Source organism: Bacillus sp. FSL R5-0712 (assembly GCF_038593285.1).
In the GTDB taxonomy this organism is placed as follows: domain Bacteria; phylum Bacillota; class Bacilli; order Bacillales; family Bacillaceae; genus Bacillus; species Bacillus safensis.
In genome coordinates this window covers 352,581-377,452 of the sequence record NZ_CP151981.1, presented here as the reverse complement: position 1 = coordinate 377,452, position 24,872 = coordinate 352,581, and the positions used below count along the sequence as shown (strand labels likewise).

The following is a 24,872-nucleotide window of genomic DNA, read 5'->3' as shown; positions in this document are numbered from 1 at the left end:
TCTTCATTTTTGCTTAAAATAGATCCATTAGCTTTTCAAGTTCGTCCATGGTGAGATCCTCATCCCCCACATCACTAGGTGTGATCTGACTCTCATCCTGTGATAGACAATGTGAGATTAATGCCTTCACATTCTTTTCTAGGAGTTCCTTGAACTGTTCCATCGTACGTTCTTCGAATTCAAGGTGATGATAGGAAATCGTCACATGGAGCATTGCTTGTTCTACGAAACCAACAATATCCAGCGCATGAGGTTTCTCGGATTCAGGGCTCAGCGATTGTCCTGCATGCCATGCAGAGCGTCTCAGTTCACCGCCGCCGATCTGTTCATCAAACTGACCAAGATAGTTAAAGCTGATATCTGGTGTAACTTGAAAATCGATATCGTCCTTCATCTTGTCAGGCGTTAAGTATTTTAAAACGCCATAGCCGATGCCCTTGTTCGGAATGTGTCTGAGTTCCTCTTTTAAATACTTGATCTGATAAGAAAGATCGTCTGCATGCGACATATCCAATAACACAGGATACATACTAGTAAACCAGCCGATGGTCCGTGATACATTGACCGCAGGAAGGATGTCCTCTCTCCCGTGTCCTTCAAGATGAATAAAGTGCCTGTCTTCACCTGTCCACTCTTTCATGGACAACCCTAATGCCGTCAGCAAAATATCATTGATTTCTGTTTGATAGGCTTCATGTACATCCGTCAGCAGACTGCGTGTTTCCTCTTCAGACAATGCAAAACGAATGGTCTGTGTATGAAGCATTCGTTGATCCTCCGTGACATGTTCCCTTTGAAGCGGAGGAACGGAATGCGCAAGCACCTTTTTCCAATAATCTCTTTCCGATAGCAGCTCATCTGACACAGCGTATTCAGTCAGCTTCTGGGCATATTCTTGGAAGGAGTGTGTTTTTTCAGGGAGGGTAAGAGTTTCCCCACGCTTCAACTGTTCATAAAGAGCCATGAAATCTTCAAGGAAAATGCGCCATGACACACCATCAATGACAAGATGGTGTACAGCGAGCAATAAATGATCTCCTTGATCTGTTCGGAAAATGGCAGGTTTCACTAGTGGTCCCTCCGTTAACGACATACTCGCCTGCACTTCATTTGCCAGCTTTTCTACTTGCTGGATCTGCTGCGACAGCTCTCCTTTTACTTCCACCACATCAATTGCCACATTGTTTTCCTCGATTCCTCGATGACGCTGGATGACGCGCCCTTCTTCGAGCGGATATACCATTCGCAATGCATCATGATGAATCATGAGCTGCTCCAGTACTTGCTGAACGATTTGTTCATCCAAGCCATTTGGCGCATGAAGCATCATCGATTGGTTCCAGTGATGCTGATTCGTAAAGTTTCGTTCAAAGAACCAGCGCTGAATCGGTGTTAAAATGACTTCTCCTTCGACAGGTGATTGATCGGCTGTGAGAAGATCGGCTTCTTCAATATATGGGCGCAGCTCCGCAATCGTTGGGTACTGGAATAGAAGTTTCATATCGAGCTTCCAGCCTGCTTGCGTGAGTCGGCTTGCCATTTGGATACCTTTAATCGAATCTCCGCCAAGGAAGAAGAAATGATCGTGAATGCCGACTTGGCTGACGCCAAGGACATCTTCCCAAATGCCGCAAAGCAGTGTTTCCACTTCGTCTCTTGGTGCTTCGTATACCGTTTGGTTCGCTTCGATATCAGGAGCTGGCAATGCTTTGAGATCGACCTTTCCATTGGCCGTCATTGGAAATTGATCTAGTTTTATGATCCATGATGGCACCATGTATTCAGGCAACGTTCGTTTTAGGCTTTCTTTCAGGGTTGTTGTTTCTTCAGCCGCGATGACATAAGCGATAAGTGCATCTTGATCACTCGCATCTTTGACCGTGGTCACGACAGCTTCTTTGACCGAATCCAGCGTCAGGAGCTGGGCTTCAATTTCTGACAGCTCAATACGGAAGCCGCGGATGTTGACCTGATGGTCTATTCTGCCGAGATAGATCAGCTGACCATCGTCTGTCCATTTCACTAAATCGCCTGTACGGTACATGCGCTCGCCTGGATAAAATGGATCTGGGACAAATCGTTTATCGGTTTCCTCTGGAAGATTCCAGTAGCCCCTCGCCAGTCCTTTTCCTGCAATGACGAGCTCGCCCGGTACGCCTGGCGGCGACAGGTCGTATAACGAACCCATGATGTAAAAACGTGTATTGGCAATGGCTGTTCCTATCGGAATCGTGCCTTGTTCTGGATCGATGACTCCACTTGTCGCTACGACTGTATTTTCAGTTGGACCGTAGTTATTCACTAGTTTGTATGGGACTGGCTTTACCTGTTTCAGCTTGTCTCCGCCTGTTAGTAAATAGCGTAAAGAATGGTTGTCCATTGACATAAACTGCTCGCATAACTGAGTCGGCAGGAAGGCAATGGTGATGTTTTCTTTATTGAAATACGCATTGAGTTTGATCATATCGAGACGAATCGCTTCGTCAATAATGTGCAGCTCTGCGCCGGCGATCCACGTTGGGAACATCTCCCAAATGGAGGCGTCAAAGCCAAAGCCGGCATATTTCGCGGTTCGATCGTCTTTCGTCACTTGGAAGGCTTCATTGTGCCAGAATGCAAGATTCACAAGGGACTGGTGCTCGACCATGACACCCTTCGGCTGTCCTGTCGTCCCAGAGGTGTAAATCATATAAGCGAGATCCGTTGGTTTGATATGAACCTGAATCTCGTGAGCTTCTCCTTCTACGGCATCTTCTATGAACAGCACTTGACCTGTAAATGAAGATGGTGCAGTGAGTCCTTTTTGCATCAGAAGCACCTCTGCCCCGCAGTCTTCCAGCATGTAGGCAATACGCTGCGCTGGATAGTCTGCATCAATTGGAACGAATGCCGCACCTGCCTTGAGAACGCCAAGAACAGCTGCCGTCATGTCAAGGGACGGACGAGTGAAAATACCGACGCGGTCGCCTGGTTTTGTGCCGTTTGCGATGAGTCTTGAAGCGACTACATTCGCCCGGCTGTTCAGCTCTTTATACGTCCAGCTCGTTCCGCAGAAGGTCGCTGCTTTTTGGTGCGGTGCTTCTTGAGCCTTAGCCTCAATCAAGGCATGGACGGTTTGATCTGACGGGACGTCTAGAACAGGACCTAACCATTCGTTCAGCTGTTTTTGCTGCTGCTGCGGTGACAATAATTGCATTTGATCTAACGATTGATCTGGTGCTGACACCATTTGTTCCAGCAAATGAAGGAAATATTCTTTCCACTTTTCAATTGATGTCTTTTGAAAGATAGAACAATTAAAATCAAACACGAGCTCAATTTGATCTGCGGATTCGTTTCCAGTTAAGATCAAATCAAATTTGGCAATATTCTCTTCGAATGGCTGTGGAACAATGTGAAGCCCATCCATTGATAAATCACGAATATCCGCATTTTCCATTGAGAATACCACGTCAAAAATTGGATGACGGCTTGTGTCGCGAACCGTTTGCACCTGATCTACCAATTCTTCAAATGGGTACAGCTGATGCTCATTTGCCTCTAACACAAGCTGATGAACATTTGAAGCAAATTCAGCAGCTGTCTGATGTCCTGATGGTCTTGTTCTAAGTGCCAGCGTGTTCACAAACATGCCGATCACAGATTGAATATCAGGATGGGTTCTGCCAACAACCGGAGAACCAATGATGATATCTTCTTGTCTTGAAAGCTTGCTCAAAAGAATACTGTAGCCAGCAAGCAGGACTGTATAGGTCGTACTGTTGAGCGCTCTAACGAGTTCGTCCAATTTCGCTTTAAGCGAACCTGCGATTGTAAATGAGACACGATCTCCTGCGAATGTTTGCACTTTTGGCCTTGGCAGATCTTCTGGCAGTGCCAGTACAGGCAGCTCCCCTTGTAATTGATCCAGCCAGAAAGCCTCTTCAGCTGCTTTTTGCGCAGCAGATGCCTCACTTTTTGACCAAACTGCATAATCCTTATATTGAACAGGTAATTCCTCTAGTTTGTCTCCTCGATACAGGGCTGATAGCTCCTCAATTAAAATGCCAACAGACGCACCATCTGAAATGATATGATGCATATCAATCAGTAAATAATGGGCATTTACGGAGACGGAAACCAGCCCTATTCTGAGTAAAGGCGCTTTTTCTACATCAAATGGCCTGATAAAGTCATTCATTAATTCCTGTATGTCCCGGCCGTTCTGTTCAATTTTTTCAATGTCTACAGAGACATTTGTTTCAATCCGTTGAACAGGTTCATTCTGAACAAAATCAAAACTCGTTCGGAAAGCTTCATGACGTTGGACTAGCTGATCAATTGCCTTTTCAAATCGTTTTTCATCAAAGGCTCCTTCTATCTTTAAGGCAGCCGGCATATGATAGCTTTGCTCCGCATCAGTCATTTTCTCCAAAACAAACAGTCTTTTCTGAGCAGATGTCACTGGATAATAGGACGCCTCTTTGGCAACTTCTACTCGCTTGATCTCCGTTTGATCCGCTTGATCAACCGCAAGGGCGAACGCTTCTAATGTTGGGGATTCAAATAAAGACTTCAAAGTGAGCTCCACCTGCATCTCTTCATACAGCCTGTTCAGCATTTTCATGCCGCGCAGCGAATGGCCCCCGCATTCAAAGAAATGATCGTGCCTGCCGATTCGCGGCACTTCAAGAACTTCCTCCCAAATGTTCGCCAGCAGACGCTCTGTTTCTGTTTGAGGAGAGGTGTATTCATTTGCCCCCTGCTCACTGAGATCAGGCGCTGGCAGCGCCCGCCTATCGACCTTACCGTTATTCGTCAAAGGAAGCTCGTCTAATTGCATGAAAAATGCCGGCATCATATATACAGGCAGTTCACGCCCTGCTTGCTCGCGCAAATCAGATAATGAAACAGATCCTTCTGCTGTGAAATACGCACATAAGGTGTCATTCGAAGCAGCAATGACGACAGCTTCCTTCACCTGAGGATGCTGCAGCAGCTGGTGTTCAATTTCACCAAGCTCGATACGCTGTCCGCGAATCTTCACTTGATGATCGATCCGTCCAATGAATTCAATATTTCCATTCGGCAGCCAGCGTGCAAGATCGCCCGTTTTATACATGGTCTCTCCAGGGCGGAAAGGATTGTTGACAAACTTTTCGCTTGTTAGTTCTGGCTGCTTATAATATCCTTTCACCAGTCCATCACCAGCGACACATAGCTCTCCCGCCACACCCGGCGGCTGAACATGTCCAAACTCATCTACAATATAAACAGCCGTTTGACTCACTGGCTTTCCGATTGGGATGGATAACGCCTGCTTCTCAATATGATTCACAGGATAATATGTGGTGAAAATTGTGCTCTCAGAAGGTCCGTACATATGAACAAGCTTGTCTTTCCCAACTGTCTCAAGTGCAGTCACTACATGAGGCACAGAAGCTCGCTCTCCGCCAAACAGCACTTTTCTTACGTTTTTCAGGCTGTCTTTTTTCATGTCGATGAGTAAGTGAAAAAGAGCTGTTGTGATCATTAAAATACTGACTTTTTCCTTCTCAATCGCTCCAGAAAGCTCATTCATGTTTAAAATATGATCCTTTGGCAGAACAATGAGTTTCGCTCCGTTTAATAATGCACCAAACACATCAAACATAAAGGCATCAAATACATAGTTTGAGAGGCTCATCACCGTGTCTTCAGGATGAATGGTGAGATAATTCGATTGCTTCACCGTTCTCAAAATGTTCCGGTGTGTCACCATATTTCCTTTAGGCTTACCGGTTGTACCTGATGTATAGGTCAAATTCGCCAAGTCCTCAGGTAAAATATGAGCATCTATAGGGCTGTCTGACTGCTGAGCAATCGCTTGATCTTCTGTTTCTATGATGGTTCCCTCAAATGCAGTGAGCACCGAGCGATGGCGCAGCACTTGATGTGTCAGTAAGAATTGTGCACCGCTGTCTGTTAAAAAGTACTTCACGCGCTCATCAGGGAAATCGGGGTCAATTGGTACATAGACACCGCCAGCCTTAAGCACAGCCAAAACAGAGAGCACCATTTCATTGGAACGTTCAAAGAATAGGGCCGCTTTCATCCCTTTTTCAAAACCAGTTTCACGCAAATAATGAGCCAGCTGATTCACTCGGTCATTCAGCTCTTGATAAGAAAGAACCACATCTTCACATTGCAATGCAGGCTGATGACCATGCTGCTGCACCTGTTTTTCAAACTGCGTCACAATGGTTTCTTCTGCTGGATAAGGCGAAGGTAACGGATTCCACCTATTTAACTGAGCTTCTGCTTCTTGTTCAGACAGTAATCGATAGGATTGAATAGCTTCCTGCGGCGCTTGAACCATTTGCTCCAGCAGATAAACATAATGTTTCATCATCTGCTCTGCCGTACTTCGTTTAAATAGCGCCGTACTGTAATCAAGTACAAAGGATAAACCTTGATCGGACTCCATCGCTTGCAGTGTTAAATCAAATTTCGCAATATGGAAATTGGTTTCTTCAACCTCGACCAGCATGTCTCCAATATGCTGGGCTGCTCCATGATCCGGCGCGAGTGTAAAGACGGTGTCAAACAATGGATGACGGCTAAAATCTCTTGGCACATTCAGCTTTTCAAGCAGCCGTTCAAATGGATATTGCTGATGCTCAAATGCCTGCATTGTCTTTTTCTTTACTTGCTCAATCAGCTGAGACATGGTTCCATTCGGATCTACCTCAGACCGCAAAGCAAGTGTCTGGACAAACATACCGATCATGTCATTCAAATCTGTATGCACACGCCCTGCCGCCGGTGTTCCGACCACGAATTCCTTTTGACCTGTATATTTGGCAAGCAATGTATAGTAAGCAGAAAGCAAGACCGTATACAGTGTCGTGTGATGGTTTGCTGCAAGCTCCTGTAATTGATTCTTTAACGCTTCATCTATTTCTTTGATGACACGATCACCTGCGAAAGACTGGACAGCTGGACGCTGATAATCAGTCAGCAGCTGTAAAGCCGGAATATCACCCGAAAATTCTTGCAGCCAAAATGCCTCTTCTTTTTGAAAGCCTTGGTGCTGTTGCCAAACTGCATAATCTTGATATTGAAGCTTCAATGGTGCTTTAACCGATCCCTCGTAAGCATCTGACAGCTCACGCAGCATCAAATCGATCGAAAGACCATCTGAAATCAAATGATGCATATCGAAAAAGAGCAAATGCTCCTGATCATGCAATGACTGCAAACCAATTCGAAGAAGCGGCGCACACTCAAGATCAAAAGGTCTGACAAATTGCTGCATGTTTTCTTCCATCGTACCGCCTGTCAGCTGTTCTATTTGAAAGGACACTGATGAAACGATCCGCTGACGAGGAACACCTTTTATCGTATGAAAAGAAGTGCGCAGCATATCGTGACGTGAAATCAGCCTGTCAAAGGCTTCAGTCAGCTTCTCAAGCTGCAGAGTTCCTTTTAACCTCACAACAGCAGGCATATGATATGCAGTGCTTTGCTCCAATTGACTCACCATATAGACGCGCTGCTGTGGAGGCGACAATGGATAATGATCAGCAGCCGGCGCTTTTGGTATCACCGTTTCAGAAGACCTTTCTGCTTTCTCAATATAAGCAGCTAGAGCAGCAATTGTCTGCTGTTCAAATAAAACGGAGAGCGGCACCTCCACTTCAAAGTCTCGCTGAACCTTGGTAAGTACGGTCATCGCTTTGAGCGAATGCCCGCCTCGATCGAAGAAAGAATCATACACACCGATCTTCTCTTGATCTAGAATGTCTTCCCACAAATGAACAAGCTTCGTTTCTATATCGTTTCTAGGTGCCGTATAAACAGCATGTACCGCTCTATCACCTTTTAATGCAGCAAGTGCACGACGGTCGACTTTGCCGCTGACTGTGAGTGGAAAAGCATCGAGCTGTTTGAAATAAAGAGGCATCATGTACGCTGGAAGCTGATGTTTGATAGCCGCTTGCAGCATGTCAACAGACACACCTTCATGACGAGCTTGATAATAAGCACTTAACGCCTTTTCTCCATCCGCTTCGTCAACCACTAGCACGACAGCCTTATCAACTCCATCTACCTGCTCCATCACAGCTTCAATCTCGCCTGTTTCTATCCGGTAACCCCTTATTTTCACTTGATCGTCCATTCTGCCAAGATAATCAATCGTGCCATCTGGAAGCCATCTGACTAGATCCCCCGTTCGATACATCCGCTCATGCGGAGAAAACGGATCTGCTGTGAATACCTTCTCCGTCAATTCAGGCTGATTCACATAGCCTCGCCCAACACCTATACCGGCAATGCACAGTTCTCCTGCTGCCCTATGCAGCTGCAATTGATCATATTCATTTAAAATATAAATGCGATGATGACCAAGCGGTTTTCCAATCGTCACATAGCGCTGTTCAGTTGATTCGCTCAGCTCACTGAGATTCAGGCGATGCACCGCCGCATCCACACACGTCTCAGTTGGACCATACACATTCCACAGAGTAAAATCAGGCTGACTCATACGAACTGCTTCAATGAGTGAACGTGCTGCTTTCGCAGGCAGCGCTTCTCCCCCAATCAACATGTGCGTCAATGACAGCCCGTCCAAATCCGCAGCAAGTAAAAGCTGCACATGCGCCGGTGTTCCATCTGCCGCTTCAATTTGATGTTTTCTGTAATAAGCCGCTAGCTGCATGCCATTTCTCGTCGTTTCTCGCGGGATGATATGAAGCGTATGTCCAAATAAAAGGGCAGCAAAGATTTGTTTGACCGATGCATCGAAATGGAATGGGGCTAGTAGCGCCATTTGTAGCTCATTCGCCCCTTGATAAATCTCATGATGCAAAGCATGGACCAAATGATGAAGCTGAAGATGCTCAATCATGACGCCCTTCGGCTTTCCAGTCGTACCCGATGTATAAATCATGTAGGCTAAATCATCCGGCGCCGTCTGATCTACAAGCTCAGGCAGCCGTCCATCATCTAATAATATTTGCTGCAGCACGATCAATTTTTCCGAAAGGGCTGGGTATTCTTGAATGAACGATTCCTCTGTTAACACAATAGAAGCACCTGAATCCTCCACAATAAATTGAATGCGCTCCTCAGGTAATGCCGGATCAATTGGTACATATGCCCCGCCAGCCTTTAGTATGCCGAAGACTGCTGCCATGGCATCTGTCTTACGCTCCATCAAAACAGCAACAGGCACATCACGTGAGATACCTTTCATTTGTAAAAAACGAGCCAGCTTTTCTGCCTGTTGTTGCAGCTCTCCGTAAGTAATTGTTCCATCTTCTGCTACAACGGCTGTCCGGCCTGCATATTTGTTGGCTGTCTCATCAAACAGGTGATGAACCGGTTTTGCTGCTGGCCTTTCAAACGATTCTCCTTCAGATAATTGCAGCAGCTCCTTTTGTTCACCTGCTGAAAGTAAAGGCAGTGTCCCGATCAGCTGATCAGGCTGAGAGACGGCCGCTTCTAGTAATATCAAGAATCGATCAAACATCTTACTCATTTCTTCTTCTGTGAATACATCTGTACGGTAATCCAAATCAATGGTCAATGTATCAGTATCCCAGCGGTCTTTCACATGGATTGAAATATCATTCATTCCGCTCCCGCTAAAAATCGGTTCAGTAATGAACGACAGATTCTCTTTTTTCTGCCACTGCATCACCTGATACTCTAAAGAAATATCAAAAAGGCGTCCTGTAAACCCTTCTCTTTCCCGCAAATCATTCATGAGCAAATTGTAAGGGTACTTTTGGTGTCGCAAGATCTTCATTTGATCCGCCATGACCTTCTTTACGAAATCAAGAAACGATTGCGACCCTTGAACAGAAGCACGCATTGGAATCGTAGATACAAACATCCCAATCATCTTTTTTTCTTTGGCATTCGTCCGGTTGCCCATAAAGGTTCCAAGAACGACATCCTCCATACCGCTAAAGCGATGTAAGTAAATATAGACAGTGGACATAAACATCGAAAGCATACTGACTTTCTGTTCTTCACAAAAAACACGAAGCTTCTCCTTTAAAGAATCTGGAACATCCCCTGAAAATCGCTCCGCATGCAAACTCATCTCGTATCCCTTATGCGGTTTTAAAGATGCGAAGTCTGGAATATGAGCAAACTGCTCATTCCAAAAAGCTTGGTCTTTTTGAAAACGTTTAGAAGATTCATAGGTCTGCTCACTCATGATGTGATCAACGAAGGAAATCTCCTCAACTGGCGAGATGTCTACTCCTTGCAGCATGTCATGATATAAATCAATAATGCGATTTCCCATTAAAATGATGGAAATACCATCCGCGACAATATGATGTGCTTTACAGAACAGCCAGCACTCTTGATCACTGATTTGAAACACCGTAAATTCAATCAAAGGGCTGTCAATCAATGGCATCGGCTCACGAATCTGCTCGTTTGCCCAAACCCTTACTTCCTCTTCACTCCAGCCCTTTTCCATGCGAATCGGCTGTTTTTCATAAGGTTTGATATATTGAACAGGCTCCTCCTCTTCATCTCGATACACGAGCCTCAGCCGAAGAGAGTCAGTTTGTCGAATGTACGCTTGAAGCACATCGACGACCAAAGAAGGATCGAGACCAGATGCTGATCTCAACCTGGCGAATCCACCCAAATTAGAAATACTTGTACCTGGATAAAATCTTTCCGTGTAGAATACTCGCTTTTGCGCATGTGTTAAGGGGTAATAAACTATATTCATTCTCATCCTCCGCCTCTTCTATGTTTTCTCCACCAATTTCACCCTGCACCCTCTATATCAAAAGAACCAAGTCTATTTCATTAAAATAGACGGTTAAACAGAAAAGGAGCCCACCCCGAATAAAACGGAGGGACTCCCATTTTCATTCGGTAGCCTGCCGACCTTAGCAAAAAAAGAATCATTTACCTTAGGACATGGCTTTGCGTCTCTATGTTTCCATAGATTTGCCTTTTTCTTCTTTTCTTTTAGATATTTTCTATTTACGTCCACTTTATATGAAAATATTGTTTTTTTCACCGAAAAATGGGTGTAAAGATTCATGCGTTATACCGAAGGGATCCTGTGAGAATTGACGATATTTACCGAAAATAACTAATAATAGTTGCGTTCAACCGAAAATAATCGACTAAATACCGCAAAAATTTCATATTTCCCCTTAAATTTTGAAAATATGACCGAAAATGTAGGATAGAGGTCTCCTTGCGTTCCCCGCAAATTCTTAAATCTTAAGAACTATATTCCCTAAAAAAATGAATTTTTTTACTGTAAAAACAACAAAAAAAAGAGTTGTCATTTCAAATGACAACTCCTTGTTTCTTCATTATATTTACATCACCTTAGACAAACCAATCGTTTTTTCAATAATGAGCAGCGCAATGATAGAAATGATAATAAATATGACAGATATCGCATTGACACTTGGATCAAAGGTCTGCTCAATGTAATTAAAGGTCCTGACAGGAATTGTAATGGTTTGAGGAGAGGAAACGAACAAACTGATCGATATTTCCCCAAATGACGTCACAGCTGAAAACACCCCTCCTGCAATGATTCCCGGCTTAATCAAAGGCAATGTGACTCGAAAAAACGTACGAATGGGTCCTGCGCCAAGATTCATTGAAGCCAGCTCAAGCCGCGGATCTAAATTCGAAACACTCACGCCTACCGTTCGAACCACATAGGGAAAACCAATGATGACGTGACCAATGACGAGCGCCCACAAAGACCCTGTAAAACCCATAGCCGTAAACAAGTAAAGCATTGCAATCCCTAACACCACCTGAGGAATCATGAGAGGTGACAGAATGAAAGCTTGGACAGCCTCCTTTCCCTTAAAGGAAAGCCTTGCTAAAGCATACGAAGCCATTGTCCCTAAAAGAACCGTGAGAGGCGTCACGATGAACAGCAGAATCACACTGATCCGAAGAGATTCCATCCATTCTGGATTTGACACGACCTCATGAAACCAGCGCACAGAGAACGAAGTCGGTGGAAATTCAGGAAAGGCATTTGGACTAAAAGCAGATAGGACGATCACAAGAACAGGTATGGTTAAAAAAAGATAAACCAATGACCCAGCAGTCCAAATCAGGATGGAAAGCAAGCGGTCACCTATTGACTTTTTACGCATGCATCCTCGCCTCCCAACGCTTCAATAAATAGCTTAATAGACTGACTACCACAAGCACACAAACCAATAATGTAAAGGACATAGCTGCAGCAAGAGGCAGATTATACACCTGCATGACCTGCTGATAAATTGACAGCGGCAGCAGCGGCTGCATCCGTCCGCCGACTAACAGCGGGGTGATATAACTTCCTGCTGCCAGTGAGAAGACGATGATCGCGCCAGTCACCATGCCTGGAATGGTCAGTGGTAAGGTGACATGAAAAAAGGTTCGAATCCGGCCAGCTCCAAGACTCATAGAAGCCGGTCTTAAGTGACGATCCATATCGGTTAAGCTTGTTGCGATCGGCAGTACTGCAAATGGCAGCATAACTTGGACATAGGCAATAATGACCGCATTCATATTCCACAGCATCGAGAGCGGCTTCTCAATCACCTGTAAATCTAGTAACATGCCATTGATCAGACCATTTTGCGAAAGAAGAACAATCCATGCAAATGTCCGAATCACAACACTTGTCAAAAGCGGCGACACAAGTAGGATATAGAAAAATGCCCGCAGACGCGGATTAGGTGCTTTGACGAGCACGTATGCTGCGGGGTATGCCATTAATAAACAAATCACCGTTGTCTGCAAAGCCACCCACACAGTACTTCCAATCGCCTTTACATATGCATCTGTCGTGAACACATGAATATATTGAGAAAAGCTATACGTTTGTAATGTATTCATCATCGAATCGACATCGCGAAAACTGAGAACGAGCATCATCACCAGAGGAGCTAGTAAAAATACTACAAGAAACAAACAGGCTGGCAGCAGCATAAACCAATGAAATCGTTGATTCTTTTTCTTGATTCGCATCACGTATGCACCTTCGAATCTAAGAAAACGATATCTTCAGGCTGCCAATGGATATGGACGGTTTCTCCAACTTCAGGCAGCTCGGGAAATGCCGCATCAGAAGCATGGACAATGATTTCACCATTATCAAGCCCCACAACCAAACGTAATGAATGCCCAATATAACTCACATCTGACAGCACGCCTGATACATGGTTCGGCTTTACTTCCTCCCGCTCAAAAGAGATGCTGATTCTTTCAGGACGCAGCATAAGCAGTTGCTTTTCCCTCTTCTCTTGATGTGCCGCAGCCTGCAGCTGAAGATGCTGACCGCTTGAATGGGTTACATGCGGAACTGTAAATGCCGCATCAGCTTCATTGTACACGGCCTCAAAGATGTTCACCTGTCCGATGAATTCAGCTACAAATCGATTGTTTGGCTGGCGGTACACCTCTAAAGGCGTCCCAATCTGCTGAATTCTTCCCTCTCCTAAAATTCCAACCCGATCAGAAAGGCTTAAGGCTTCCTCTTGATCATGTGTCACAAGAATGGTTGTTATCCCGACATTCCTTTGAATATTTCGCAGCTCTGTCTGCATGTTTTTTCTTAGTTTGGCATCTAGGTTGCTGAGCGGTTCATCAAGAAGGAGAACAGACGGCTGAATCGCCAGCGCTCTTGCAATCGCTACCCGCTGCTGCTGACCACCGCTTAATTGGTGGGGCATCCGTTTCGCAAATGCCTCTAATTGAACAAGAGACAAGCTTTCCATCACCTTCTCTTTAATTTCCGCCTTCTTTTTCTTTTGAACCTTTAGCCCGTACGCCACATTATCAAATACAGTCAGATGTGGAAAAAGTGCATAACTTTGAAAGACCATACCTGTTTTTCTTTGGTAAGGCGGCAAAGCTGTCACATCCTGATCGCCAATATAGACGACGCCTTTTGTTGGTTCTAAAAAACCGCCAATGATGTTTAATAATGTTGATTTTCCGCAGCCGCTAGGACCAAGAAGGGAGAAAAACTCTCCCTCATTCACCGTAAGACTGACATCGTTGAGAGCAATCTGCTCACCGAAGTGCTGACTGATGTGTTCTAAATGAATTCCACTCATGCGATCACCTATTTTCCTCCGCCTAATACTTCGTTCCATCGGTTTGTCCAATTGCCAAGCTCAGAGGTCGCTGTTTCATAATCTACCCACGTCAGCTTGCTGTAATAATTTTCTCCAACTTTCACTTTTCCCTTAATCTTGTCATCGTATTTCACATCAGAATTCGACATGCCATAATAAGATTTTTCCGAGAAAGCCTCCTGAGCTTCTTTTCCACTTAAGTAGTTTAATAGTTTGTACGCCGCTTCTTCGTGCTGATTTCCCTTCGTTAAAGCCCAGCTCGCAACAGCTGCAACAGCACCTTCTTTCGGATATGAGAAACCAATATCCATGCCTTCTTCTTCAAGTGCAAATACTCGCCCGTCCCAATATGGAACAGCCGCGACATCCCCACGTTCTAATAAAGTTTGAATCGATCCTGGGTTATCTGGAAAAGCAGCTACATGACCTTTTAACTGCGCGAGACTTTTAAATGCTTTATCAATATCCTTAGGATTTGATTCTGTCCCCCCTTGCGCATGAACAAGTGCAGAGAAAAATTGCAAACCGGCTGAATAAGTCGGAGATGAAATGGCTACCTTCCCTTTCAGCTGACTGCTCCATAGGTCAGTCCAGCTGTTTGGTTCCTGCTTGACGAGGTCTTTTCTATAAGCAATACCAAGCTGCCCCATACTAAAGCCTGCTGCATATTGTTTTCCATTCACAGTAAGCTTCTTTTGGACAGAACGGTAAAGCTTTTTGACGTTCGGCGCTTGATCTTCATCAATAGGCGCAAGAACGTTTGCCGCGATACCTCTTTGAATCGTATCAGGCTGTAAGATTAGTAAGTCATATGGTGGATTTTTCCCATTTGACGCTTTTAATTTTGTAAACCATTCAGAATCCGCCCCAGAGACGGTTTGCACTTTAATTCCTGTATCTTTTTCAAACTTTTCGAGGATTGGTTTGATATTTTTTTCCCAATCGCCTCCATATACGCCAACAATCACAGTCTGCTGCTGTTTGCCTTGATCCTTTCCATTTCCACCACAAGCGGTCAGCAGTACAACGATTGATAGGATCCCTGCAAAAATAGCGATTAATCTTCTTTTCATGATTCATTTCCCCCTTTTTGTCCATTCATTTGACGAAGTGCTTGAGTAATATCTTCCTTTGTTAACGGCTCATTTCTATGACTGAAATGTTGATGAACTGCATGTTTATAGTGCGTACGTTCATTAGCCGGATAGGAACGAAGCTGAACGGCAAGCTCACTGCTGGCTTCGTCCGTCCATACTTTCTCATAAGCTGCTCTTTGTTCTCCGAAATCCCACACATCAGTAGATGGAGAATGATTAACCTTTTCACGCACCCTGCTCGTCTGCTCCTCATCAATCTTCCATTCATTTTGGTCTAAATATACTTTCACACCATATTGCTGCAGCGCTCTTTCTTCACTTAATAGACCTGCTTCCACTTCCTGAAGGACTTTTTCTTTCTTCCTGTCAAATGGATTCCCCCAGCCGCCTCCACTTGGTGAAATCAATTGAACGATATCACCTTTATCAAGTCGCAAGACATCTATTTTGGGCTGGTCGTGTTTCTCACCATTAGCTGTGATCAGCTTGACCTCACCAACCGCTCCTGCTCGGCCGCCCATTAATCCCCAAGGCTGAAACTTCATCCGTTCCATTCCTCGTGCTGTCACCATCGATTCAGGCTTTATCATTTCAAATTCCAAACCAATCGCATGTCCGCCTCGATTTTCACCAGCTCCACCTGTATTCGGCAGAAGCTCATATCGGTGAACATGAATATCAATATGCTGTTCCAAACTCTCAATTGGGGTATTCTTCAAAAAGCCTGACGAATGATCAATACCATCAACTCCATCAGTACCATTTTGAGCACCTCCGCCTCCGCCTAATGGTTCGACAACGGACATTTTCCTGCCACCCGTTTGATCATCAGGTACAGAGAGAACCACAATGGCAGATTGACCAGCACCTGCTGCCGGCACTGCTTCAGGCAGCAGCTTACCAATGGCGCCTAGCACGACATTGTACAGCCTCATCGTAATCGAGTGACGAATCCCAACAGAAGCCGGGTATTCTGGATGCACCAGCGTTCCTTTAGGAGAGATCACGTCAATTGGATACGTTATTCCACCATTAATCGGTATAAAAGGATCCTTACTAATGATGTAATTAATCAACCCTTGATAAAGAAAGGAATGCTTCTGACCATTGGTAACAAGGTTAAAGGCTGTTTTTACTTGGGGATCACACTCAGAAAAATCGAGCGTCAGCCGTTTCCCTTTGATCGTTAGCTTGATTTTCAACCGAATAGGGACGTCTGAGATCATATCATCATCTAAATAATCAGCAAATTCACTCGTTCCATCCGGTATAGCTTCAATGACCTTTCCAGCACGATCCTCGGCTTGCTTCAGCAAGTCTATCATTCCTTGTTTCACTTCGTTTTTTCCGAATTTCTCAATCATTTCTTTTAACCGAATATCTGCTGTATTCACTGCAGCAATCATCGCATTGATATCACCATCATTTAGATGACTAGCGCGGCTGTTAGCTCTTAAAAAGGTACGTACGACCTGATTCTCTTTCCCGCCTTCATAAATTTTTACTGGCGGAATTCTTAATCCTTCTTGATGAACATCCGTTGCTGTCGGTGAAATACTCGAAGGCACAAGTCCACCCACATCACTGACATGAACAAAAGACCAAGCATAGCTTACGATTTCATCATCTACAAAAATCGGCTTAATGATATGGACATCTGGCAGGTGAGTCGCCAAACCATCTGTCGTATAAGGATCATTAGTGATGATAATGTCTCCTGGCTGCATCGGTCCGCTTTCTTCAATCGCTTTTTTTAGACTCAGCCCTAAAAAGATCGTCACACCCACTGTCTTCGGATAAACAAAGAAATCTCCAGAAGGCGTGGCTAATGCTGTCGCAAAGTCAGCAGATTCTTTGACGAAGGTCGTAAATGACGTTCGTTCAATGACATGTCCCATGCCTGATGCAATCGCATTAAAATAACTACGCATCATCTCAAGCTTTGCTGGATCAGTTCTCATGTAAAGCCGCCTCCTTTGAAATCACTAAGTTACCTGATAGATCAATGCTGCCTGCCCAGTTTGGCAAAATTAATGTTGTTGTATCATCCTGCTCAATAACAGCTGGTCCATTTACAATAGAACCTACTGACAGAGTATCCCGGTTATAAACCGATGCTTCGTATTCTTTTTCCTCTATAAAGATTCGTCTATATTCATATGGTTTCAAAGACTGTCCGCTGCTTTCATGAACAGGTGAAAAAGGCAGCGGAGGCGTCTCGCCTATGACTCGAACGCGCAAATGAGTAAACTCGATGTTTGCCTGATCATCCCTATGACCATATTGACGCTGATGCAATTTGTGAAATGCTTCAATGAGTTGGTGGATGTCTTGTTCTTGCTTTAGCCAATCAATCGATAATGGCAATTCAATCTCAAATGCCTGTCCTTGATAACGTGCGTCTGCTAATAATAGAATGGATGTCTGATTGATATGCTGAATGTCCTGCTGGCTGACCCAATCAGTCGCTTTTCGCGACAGCTTCTCATAATCTTGTTTTAGTTGGTTGATCGAATAGTCTTGTAAGCATATTTTCTTCGACAGCACCGCATCATGAATAAAGTCAGCGGTCAGAGCACCTAATGCACATAATGTACCCGGCCTCGGAGGAACAACCACATTTTTCGCATGAATTTCTCTCGCAAGAAAATTCGCTACAACCGGCCCTGCTCCGCCAAACGCCAGCAAACTAAAATCTCTAGGGTCAAATCCTTGCTGCTCCATCACATTGCTTAATTCTGTGTACATATTGGCTACGGCTACTTGAATGAGCTGGTCAGCAGCCTCTTCAACCGTTTTGTTGAGCTGATCAGCAATTGGCTGAAAGGCCTTTTTCGCCGCAGACAACTGTAATTGTAAATGTCCTCCGGCAAAACGTTCTTGATTGAGATAACCGCATATAAGAAACGCATCAGTTAAAGCTGCTTTTTCTCCCTTTCCATACGAAGCTGGTCCCGGATTTGAGCCAACTGATTCTGGCCCCGCTTTTAGAAGTCCGCCCTGATCAATCCATGCTACCGAACCTCCTCCTGCTCCTATTGAATACATCGCAACAGATGGGAGAATAATCGGAAAGCCTGAAAGCTGATTGGATTGCGCCATTGTAGGCTGTCCATTTTGAATAATCGAGATATCTGCACTCGTCCCCCCGACATCAAAAGTGATCAGGTTGGGTTCACTAGCTGATGCTGCAATTCTCGCCGCACCGATGACACCAGCTGCCGGACCAGAAAAGAGAGTCTTAACAGGCGAGGTTGCCGCACTTTCTGCATCCATTAAACCACCATTTGATTGTGTAATGTATGGAGAAATTGGTACACCTTCTTCCTTCAAACGACTTTTCAGTGTTTGCAAATACTGTTTCACCTTTGGTTGAATGTACAAATTAACAACAGACATCACTGTACGCTCGTATTCCCTCATTTGAGGCCATAATTCAGATGAGGTAAGGACTTCTAACTGTGGATAATGATGATTGATATAGGCTTTTGCCTGTAATTCATGAACTGGGTTTTGATAACTATGTAAAAAAGAAATGACGATACCAGCTAGATTTTTAGATATAACATGCTGGACTGCATCATCTAACTGCTGCAGATGGAGAGGGTTTTTGATCGTACCATCGTGTATCAACCTTTCAGAGATTGGATATACATGCTTCCGAGGTATCAATGGTTCTGGCAAACGAGAATTGAAGTCATAAGGAATGGGTAGTCGTAAACGTTGAAGTGACAATATATCTTGAAATCCTTCTGTCACAAAAAGGGCTAAATCTGCTCCTTTTCGCTGCAATAATGTATTAAGACCGATTGTCATTCCGTGAACGAGGTATTGGATGTTGGATAAATCAACACCTCTTTTTTTTAGAAGATTTAACCCATTGATAATACCTTGGGCTGGGTCATCAGTCACTGTGGGTGTCTTGAGTTCAGTCAGCTCCCCTGTTGCTTCATTTATCAACGATAAATCAGTAAATGTTCCGCCTATGTCTATTCCGAGCCGGTATGAGACATCCGCCATTTGTACTTCCCTCCTACAATGTAATTAGAATCATATTTTGATAAATTACGACATTTTTTGATATTTGACTCCATATTATTAAAGCAGATCGGTCTAGTCAATTTTATTTTTTTGAAATTTCTGTGTGTTAAATTCTTGAAATTAGCTCAAAAAGCAGTGATAAAGCCATTTTGGATGAGCATAATCGTTTTATGATCTACAAAATTAAAATTTTTATGAATTTCTACAAAAATGAAAAACAAGAAATCAAGTAAAATCTGTTTTTTGAATTTTAAAAGGCGTTTTTTCAAAACCAGGAGAAATTGGTAAGTAATTCTGCTATACTTCTGTTTACAAAATACGCAAACAAGAAAGAGAGCCAGCACCTATGAAACTTCTTAAAATGATTCTCTTGCTTTTATTGATTGTTATTGGTGTAGCAACAGGCTATATCCAGCTGGAGCAAGGGAAACAAGAGACAGCGAATTCATCTTATGACAAAACGATTCATTTTCCATCAGACCGCTATCCCGAAACAGCCAAGCACATAGAAGAAGCCATTGATGAAGGTCATTCATCCATTTGTACAATTGACCGTAAACATAGTGATGAGCAGAGGGATCGATCATTACATGGCGTTCCAACAAAGCGCGGGTATGATCGTGACGAATGGCCAATGGCAATGTGCAAAGAAGGAGGCACAGGAGCTTCTGTCAAATATGTACGCCCTTCTGATAATAGAGGCGCAGGCTCGTGGGTAAGTCATCAATTATCGGATGATCCTGACGGCACAAGAATTCAATTTATCATTGATTAGCAGCCTTTCCCTTTTCTATATTAAAAAAATTTTCACATGACTGCATGCAGGTATTTTAAACACTTTTTTCATGCCGATAATCCTTAAGGAGGGATATCCTACCTTATACCTAAAGGAGTTAAAAAGCATGAAGAAAAAGGGAAAACTGAGGCTTGGCGCCAAAATTTTGCTGATCTTTTTAAGTGTCCTCATCATCTTTTCCGCAGTTGTTGGTTATGTGGTGAATCGCGAGATGACAGAAAACATCAAGCAAATGGCAACTGAAAAAGCAAAAGGTGATTTAAAACTAGGCTACGCCTACCTGAATGAAAAAGTAGAAGGCTCGTGGCAGATTAAAGAGGACAAGCTATTCAAAGGAAATACGCAAATGAATGATCATGACACATTGGTTGACCAATTAGCCGAATATACCGGTGATACCATCACGATTTTTCAAGGAAATACCCGCGTTGCTACGAATGTCATGTTAAACGGGAAACGAGCTGTAGGTACAGAAGTCTCTCCTGAAGTGAAGACCACTGTTTTAGATAAAGGAGAAAACTATTACGGCACTGCAAATGTTGCCGGGAAAGACTATCAAACGGCTTATATGCCGATCAAAAATGAAGCAGGCGAAACAATTGGTATTTTTTATACTGGCGCCAATCAAAGCATGGTTTCACAAATGCTTCAGTCATTCTATATACAATTTGTCATCGTCCTTTTGTTAAGTCTGATCGTTTCGGTCATCATTATTTCTATTTTCACTAAGCGGATTCAGGCACGTCTCAAGCATATGGCTTCTGCCATTAAGAGTGCAGGCGAAGGTGATTTAACCATCAATGTGACGGATACTGCTGGTGATGAATTGTCTGATCTGGCTGGCCATTTCAATAAGATGCGTGAAAAATTAAATCAAACCATTCTAAATGTCATGAACACGTCTGAATTAGTGGCCACATCCTCTGAGCAGCTGTCAGCTAGCGCAGAAGAAACGAGTGCAGCGTCAGAAAAAATCACCCACACGATCCAAGAAGTAGCACAATCATCAGAAGAACAATCAGCTCAAATGACAGCCAGTGAGCACACAATGATTCAAGTATCAAACGAGCTGGCAAACATCACTGAAAATGCAGGACAAATGGCTTCAAGAAGTCACTCCGCACAAGAAGTGGCCCAAAAAGGTGTACACAATATCGGTGAAGTTCATTCACAAATGACGTCTATTGCCAAATCAATTGAAGAAAATGGTACAGCGATTCAAGCATTGGAAACACGTTCAGCTGAAATTGATCATATTTCCAAAGTCATTACAGATATCGCCAGCCAGACAAACCTGCTAGCTCTTAATGCAGCAATTGAAGCAGCACGGGCAGGTGAGCACGGAAAAGGATTTGCTGTTGTCGCAGACGAAGTGAGAAAGCTTGCAGAAGAATCTCAAGCATCATCAAACATGATTTCCCATCTCATTTCTGAAATACAAAAAGAGATGACTCATTCGACGAATGCCATCAAACGAGTAAGAGAGGAAGCGGCTCAAGGGGCTGTACTTATCTCTCATACAGAGGAATCATTTCATGATATCCAGCAGTCGATGAGAGAAATGGCGAATGGCATTAAGCATTTATCAAGTGCATCACAAAAAATCGCAGCTTATACAAACGATGCGAAACAGTCTTTTACGTCTATTACAGAAGGCGTGAAACGAACGAGTGAACATTCACAGCAAGTAGCCGGTTTAACAGAAGAACAATTTGCTGCAATGGAAGAAGTAACAGCTTCATCAGAAGCGCTTGCCCATTTAGCAGGAGATTTAAAAGCAATGGTCTCGCAATTTCACATCTAGATCCCACACCAAATAGCGCAAGACGGCGACAATCGTCTTGCTGCCTAACTTTCTCCTCAAGAATCACTCTTTAACCATTCACGTTCCAACGAAAATCCATAAATAAAGGAGTTTTTTATATGAATCACTTAAATCAAGCCTATTCCCTATCTATCTCCTACCACCAAATCACGGTATACACCGGAAGCGAAACACCACCTGTTATTGATTGGACAGATGAGGACATTCTTCAAGGATTTGCAACAGGAGATCAAGGAGTTTCCTTTGAAGGGATCAATAATGGAAAGGCGTCTATTATTGTGACATTAAATAGCGATGAGCCCCAAGTCTCGGTTGATAGAGCCATAACAGTTCCCTTTACGCTTACAAGTGACCAAGTTTATATCACAAGCGTCATGGCCAACGTGCTGTCTTTTTCCATTCCAAAAGGAAACTACCAGCTTACCTGCTACACCTCACAGCAGCCTGATCAAGACGTTTATTATGTAAATTTCCAAACAGTGTAGATTACGACTGATCATATAAATCAAGCCACTGTTCCGCATAGTCTACCGATTCTCTCATGGGCAGTAAATATGAACTGGCAAGTCCAATTTGATTGTGCTGATGGATGCCTCCTGATTGCAGAAAATCACGGCCAATCTGTTCAAATAGTTCTTCTCTTGTGATGATATCTTGGTACTCTTTCCATATCCTCCACCCATTCTCTAAAATAGGGGCCCCTCTTGTCATGAGGTCCTGTTGAGGGATTCGGTATTCAGCTAGATGAAAAGCTGTCATGCTCTCAAATGATGCACCAAGCAGCAGCACTTGAGCATGAAGATCATACATGCGGCCAAGAGGTGACTGCTCTCCTAATCCAAAGGAAAGTGCATGGTGTTTCAGAATTTCATGTTTTCTTTTCCCCCAGGCGGTGAATGAAAAATGGGGATGATTGCTTCTCGCCACGCCTGGGTATTTCCAAAATGTTTCCGCCACCTTTCCCATTGCTGCTGGTGTCGTGTAAGCTGGGTCAAATGCGGGCATTGTTTCTTTGATCGATTTCCACCATGAATAAGGAACAGGCGGATCGATCCAATCGGCGGGATCAGAAAGCTCTAACGTTTGTGCCGGCATAATCAGTGTCCCTTCTTCTGTTAAGGTTTCCATCAATGCTTGTATGACGGCTACAGCGCCTCCGTTTACCCAGCCGATTGATGATAAAGATGAATGAACACATAAAATCATGCCCTTTTTCACACCAAGTTGAACCAAGTCTGCTTTGATTCTTTCCTTTGTCATCGGTTCAGCTTGATTTTCGATTAATTTTTGCATCGTTCCTTTTCCTCCTGCGTCTCTTCTATTACTGATGAATGAGACGTTTAACCGCAATAGACAGTTTGTAATTTGCGTAATTCGTCAGCTCCGTTAAAAACTGATCAAGTTCATCATGACTGGAGAAATGTCCTTCAGCCATATAACAGCCTTCACCACTTATTTTGAACAAATTTTTGATTTCTTCCTTTTTATAAAGAAACGACAGAAGTGGTTCATGATGATGACTACGGGTATATAGCTGCAAAAAGGTTTGAATCGTCTTTTGTGTCTGCCAATCAATTGAAATGGTATATGCTTCAATCACGCCTTCTTCTTCTAGCTTTAACACCCGATTTGCAACAGCTTGGCCGGTTAAATGAACTTTTTCACCTAGAGCTTTCATCGTTAATCGGCTGTTCTTTGATAGTTCTTTTAAAATATTCATATCTGTTTGGTCTAGCATTGGCTCACCTCTTTCAAAAATCAAGCCCTTCTGCCAAAAAACTTTCATAATCCTCTGTCACGTAGAACTCTTTTAATATACTGTAAACTTAATCAGAAAAAAAGGAGGCCTTTTTATGAAAATTACACTCATTCGCAATGCTACTTTATACCTTCACTATGGTCATGCAACTTTTTTAATCGATCCCTTTTTAGCAGCAAAAGGAACATATCCACCGTTCCCTCATACAGCCAATCAACATTTGAACAATCCTATTGTGGAGCTTCCTGTAAATATAGATTTAGACAGTCTGTTACACCCAGATGCTGTCTTACTCTCTCATTTACATGTGGATCACTTTGACGACGAGGCCAAAAGGAAATTAGCTCAGGATCAACCAATTTATACTCAATCGGAGAAGGATCGAAAAGAAGTTGAAGAAGCTGGATTTCAGCATGTCACGTGCATTGAAGATGAAATGGACATTTGCGGCGTTCATATTAAACGTACAGGCGGACAGCATGGGACGGGAGAAACGGCGAAGCGGATGGGGCAGGTGAGCGGTTTTGTTTTCTCTCACCCTGATGAACCTACCCTTTATATTGCAGGTGATACCATTTGGTGTGATGAACCGAAAGAGGTTGTGAATACAAGCAAGCCAGACGTCATTGTGGTCAATAGCGGGGCTGCTCAATTTTTAGAAGGCGATCCTATTACAATGACCAAGGAAGAGATTCTAGACATTCACCGTTCTCAGCCAAAAGCTCAAATTGTCGTCTGTCATCTTGAAGCAGTGAATCATTGCCTGTTAACAAGAGCTGCTTTAGAAGCTTACGTTCAAGAGCATCATGCAGATCAAGCCATTTTTGTCCCTCAAGATGGGGAAAGTCTCACCTTCTGATCGACAATAAAAAACCGGCACTTAAAGCTGCCGGTTTCATCATTATCATGGGCGATGGTGCTGTGGTTTTTTCAGCAATGGAACAAATCCGTTCTTTTTCAAATGAGTGTAATGCTCATCCATTCGTTTCGTGATGTGTGTGCCTTGTTCCTTTGTTAACACGCCGTACTGTACATATTTCTCAATGACTTCTTTTCGCTTAGAAAGAATTTGCTGCTCAAGGATTTCAATTTGTTTTTGTTGTTCTGCTGTTAATTTCACTTGATGTGTCACCGGGCGCTTTTCCATTTGAGGTGTTTCTCCATGAGCCGTTTCTATATGAAAACCAAATAACAGCATCATCGACAAGATGATCAAACTACTTATTTTTTTCATCATTGTTGTTCCCTC

General features: G+C 43.6%; 14 protein-coding genes and 1 riboswitch. Of the genes, 4 read left to right on the top strand and 10 right to left on the bottom strand.

Annotation, left to right across the window (positions count from 1 at the left end; translation table 11 throughout):
* Positions 1 to 13: 13 nt before the first annotated feature.
* From NSU11_RS01945 to NSU11_RS01915, 7 genes are all read right to left on the bottom strand, one after another.
* Positions 14 to 10,720 carry an amino acid adenylation domain-containing protein gene (locus tag NSU11_RS01945; protein WP_342493767.1) on the bottom strand — a complete coding sequence of 3,569 codons (10,707 nt, stop codon included), beginning with the start codon at positions 10,718 to 10,720 and terminating at the stop codon, positions 14 to 16.
* Between the two features lie 145 nt (positions 10,721 to 10,865).
* Positions 10,866 to 10,959, bottom strand: a riboswitch (cyclic di-GMP riboswitch).
* A 368-nt stretch (positions 10,960 to 11,327) separates the two neighbouring features.
* Positions 11,328 to 12,131 carry an ABC transporter permease gene (locus NSU11_RS01940; protein ID WP_024424298.1) on the bottom strand — a complete coding sequence of 268 codons (804 nt, stop codon included), beginning with the start codon at positions 12,129 to 12,131 and terminating at the stop codon, positions 11,328 to 11,330.
* Entirely contained in the window at positions 12,124 to 12,993 is an 870-nt protein-coding gene (locus tag NSU11_RS01935) for an ABC transporter permease (RefSeq protein ID WP_024424299.1), read from the bottom strand. Before NSU11_RS01935 ends, NSU11_RS01940 begins: the two co-directional genes overlap by 8 nt.
* Positions 12,993 to 14,084 carry an ABC transporter ATP-binding protein gene (locus NSU11_RS01930; protein ID WP_024424300.1) on the bottom strand — a complete coding sequence of 364 codons (1,092 nt, stop codon included), beginning with the start codon at positions 14,082 to 14,084 and terminating at the stop codon, positions 12,993 to 12,995. Before NSU11_RS01930 ends, NSU11_RS01935 begins: the two co-directional genes overlap by 1 nt.
* A gap of 8 nt (positions 14,085 to 14,092) precedes the next feature.
* Positions 14,093 to 15,178 (bottom strand): ABC transporter substrate-binding protein, encoded by a 1,086-nt coding sequence (locus tag NSU11_RS01925; protein WP_024424301.1) that lies wholly within the window; start codon positions 15,176 to 15,178, stop codon positions 14,093 to 14,095.
* Positions 15,175 to 17,163, bottom strand: a complete 1,989-nt coding sequence (locus NSU11_RS01920) for a hydantoinase B/oxoprolinase family protein (protein ID WP_024424302.1) — start codon at positions 17,161 to 17,163, stop codon at positions 15,175 to 15,177. The genes NSU11_RS01925 and NSU11_RS01920 overlap by 4 nt, the downstream gene beginning before the upstream one ends.
* Positions 17,153 to 19,222, bottom strand: a complete 2,070-nt coding sequence (locus NSU11_RS01915; RefSeq protein ID WP_024424303.1) for a hydantoinase/oxoprolinase family protein — start codon at positions 19,220 to 19,222, stop codon at positions 17,153 to 17,155. The genes NSU11_RS01920 and NSU11_RS01915 overlap by 11 nt, the downstream gene beginning before the upstream one ends.
* A gap of 367 nt (positions 19,223 to 19,589) precedes the next feature.
* On the opposite strand from NSU11_RS01915, the gene NSU11_RS01910 reads away from it, so the two are divergent.
* The 3 genes from NSU11_RS01910 (at position 19,590) to NSU11_RS01900 (ending at position 22,349) form a co-directional block, all read left to right on the top strand.
* Positions 19,590 to 20,018: a NucA/NucB deoxyribonuclease domain-containing protein gene (locus NSU11_RS01910; protein ID WP_024424305.1), complete on the top strand. Its 429-nt coding sequence runs from the start codon at positions 19,590 to 19,592 to the stop codon at positions 20,016 to 20,018.
* Positions 20,019 to 20,145: 127 nt separating this feature from the next.
* Positions 20,146 to 21,843 (top strand): methyl-accepting chemotaxis protein, encoded by a 1,698-nt coding sequence (locus tag NSU11_RS01905; protein ID WP_286098902.1) that lies wholly within the window; start codon positions 20,146 to 20,148, stop codon positions 21,841 to 21,843.
* 119 nt (positions 21,844 to 21,962) lie between these two features.
* The gene (locus NSU11_RS01900) at positions 21,963 to 22,349 is read left to right on the top strand and encodes a competence protein ComJ (protein WP_024427268.1); all 387 of its coding nucleotides are present in this window, start codon (positions 21,963 to 21,965) and stop codon (positions 22,347 to 22,349) included.
* A gap of 1 nt (position 22,350) precedes the next feature.
* On the opposite strand, the gene NSU11_RS01895 is transcribed toward NSU11_RS01900, so the two are convergent.
* Both NSU11_RS01895 and NSU11_RS01890 read right to left on the bottom strand, forming a co-directional pair.
* Positions 22,351 to 23,157, bottom strand: coding sequence for an AAC(3) family N-acetyltransferase (locus NSU11_RS01895; RefSeq protein ID WP_103132584.1), 807 nt, complete (start codon positions 23,155 to 23,157; stop codon positions 22,351 to 22,353).
* A 28-nt stretch (positions 23,158 to 23,185) separates the two neighbouring features.
* On the bottom strand, positions 23,186 to 23,602 hold the full coding sequence (locus NSU11_RS01890; protein WP_025092811.1) for an Lrp/AsnC family transcriptional regulator: 417 nt from the start codon (positions 23,600 to 23,602) through the stop codon (positions 23,186 to 23,188).
* 115 nt (positions 23,603 to 23,717) lie between these two features.
* Here NSU11_RS01890 and NSU11_RS01885 point away from each other — a divergent pair, with 115 nt between their 5' ends.
* A complete protein-coding gene (locus NSU11_RS01885) occupies positions 23,718 to 24,482 on the top strand; it encodes an MBL fold metallo-hydrolase (protein WP_103132585.1) in 765 nt (254 codons plus the stop codon).
* Between the two features lie 45 nt (positions 24,483 to 24,527).
* Here the strand turns inward: NSU11_RS01885 and NSU11_RS01880 are convergent, their stop codons facing one another.
* On the bottom strand, positions 24,528 to 24,857 hold the full coding sequence (locus tag NSU11_RS01880; RefSeq protein ID WP_024424311.1) for a YckD family protein: 330 nt from the start codon (positions 24,855 to 24,857) through the stop codon (positions 24,528 to 24,530).
* Between the last annotated feature and the right edge of the window lie 15 nt (positions 24,858 to 24,872).

Coding starts and splice junctions, on each gene's coding strand:
- NSU11_RS01910 (WP_024424305.1), top strand. CDS start 19,590: ATGAAACTTCTTAAAATGATTCTCTTGCTTTTATTGATTGTTATTGGT.
- NSU11_RS01935 (WP_024424299.1), bottom strand. CDS start 12,993: ATGCGAATCAAGAAAAAGAATCAACGATTTCATTGGTTTATGCTGCTG.
- NSU11_RS01925 (WP_024424301.1), bottom strand. CDS start 15,178: ATGAAAAGAAGATTAATCGCTATTTTTGCAGGGATCCTATCAATCGTT.
- NSU11_RS01885 (WP_103132585.1), top strand. CDS start 23,718: ATGAAAATTACACTCATTCGCAATGCTACTTTATACCTTCACTATGGT.
- NSU11_RS01915 (WP_024424303.1), bottom strand. CDS start 19,222: ATGGCGGATGTCTCATACCGGCTCGGAATAGACATAGGCGGAACATTT.
- NSU11_RS01940 (WP_024424298.1), bottom strand. CDS start 12,131: ATGCGTAAAAAGTCAATAGGTGACCGCTTGCTTTCCATCCTGATTTGG.
- NSU11_RS01895 (WP_103132584.1), bottom strand. CDS start 23,157: ATGCAAAAATTAATCGAAAATCAAGCTGAACCGATGACAAAGGAAAGA.
- NSU11_RS01880 (WP_024424311.1), bottom strand. CDS start 24,857: ATGAAAAAAATAAGTAGTTTGATCATCTTGTCGATGATGCTGTTATTT.
- NSU11_RS01900 (WP_024427268.1), top strand. CDS start 21,963: ATGAATCACTTAAATCAAGCCTATTCCCTATCTATCTCCTACCACCAA.
- NSU11_RS01905 (WP_286098902.1), top strand. CDS start 20,146: ATGAAGAAAAAGGGAAAACTGAGGCTTGGCGCCAAAATTTTGCTGATC.
- NSU11_RS01890 (WP_025092811.1), bottom strand. CDS start 23,602: ATGCTAGACCAAACAGATATGAATATTTTAAAAGAACTATCAAAGAAC.
- NSU11_RS01930 (WP_024424300.1), bottom strand. CDS start 14,084: ATGAGTGGAATTCATTTAGAACACATCAGTCAGCACTTCGGTGAGCAG.
- NSU11_RS01945 (WP_342493767.1), bottom strand. CDS start 10,720: ATGAATATAGTTTATTACCCCTTAACACATGCGCAAAAGCGAGTATTC.
- NSU11_RS01920 (WP_024424302.1), bottom strand. CDS start 17,163: ATGAGAACTGATCCAGCAAAGCTTGAGATGATGCGTAGTTATTTTAAT.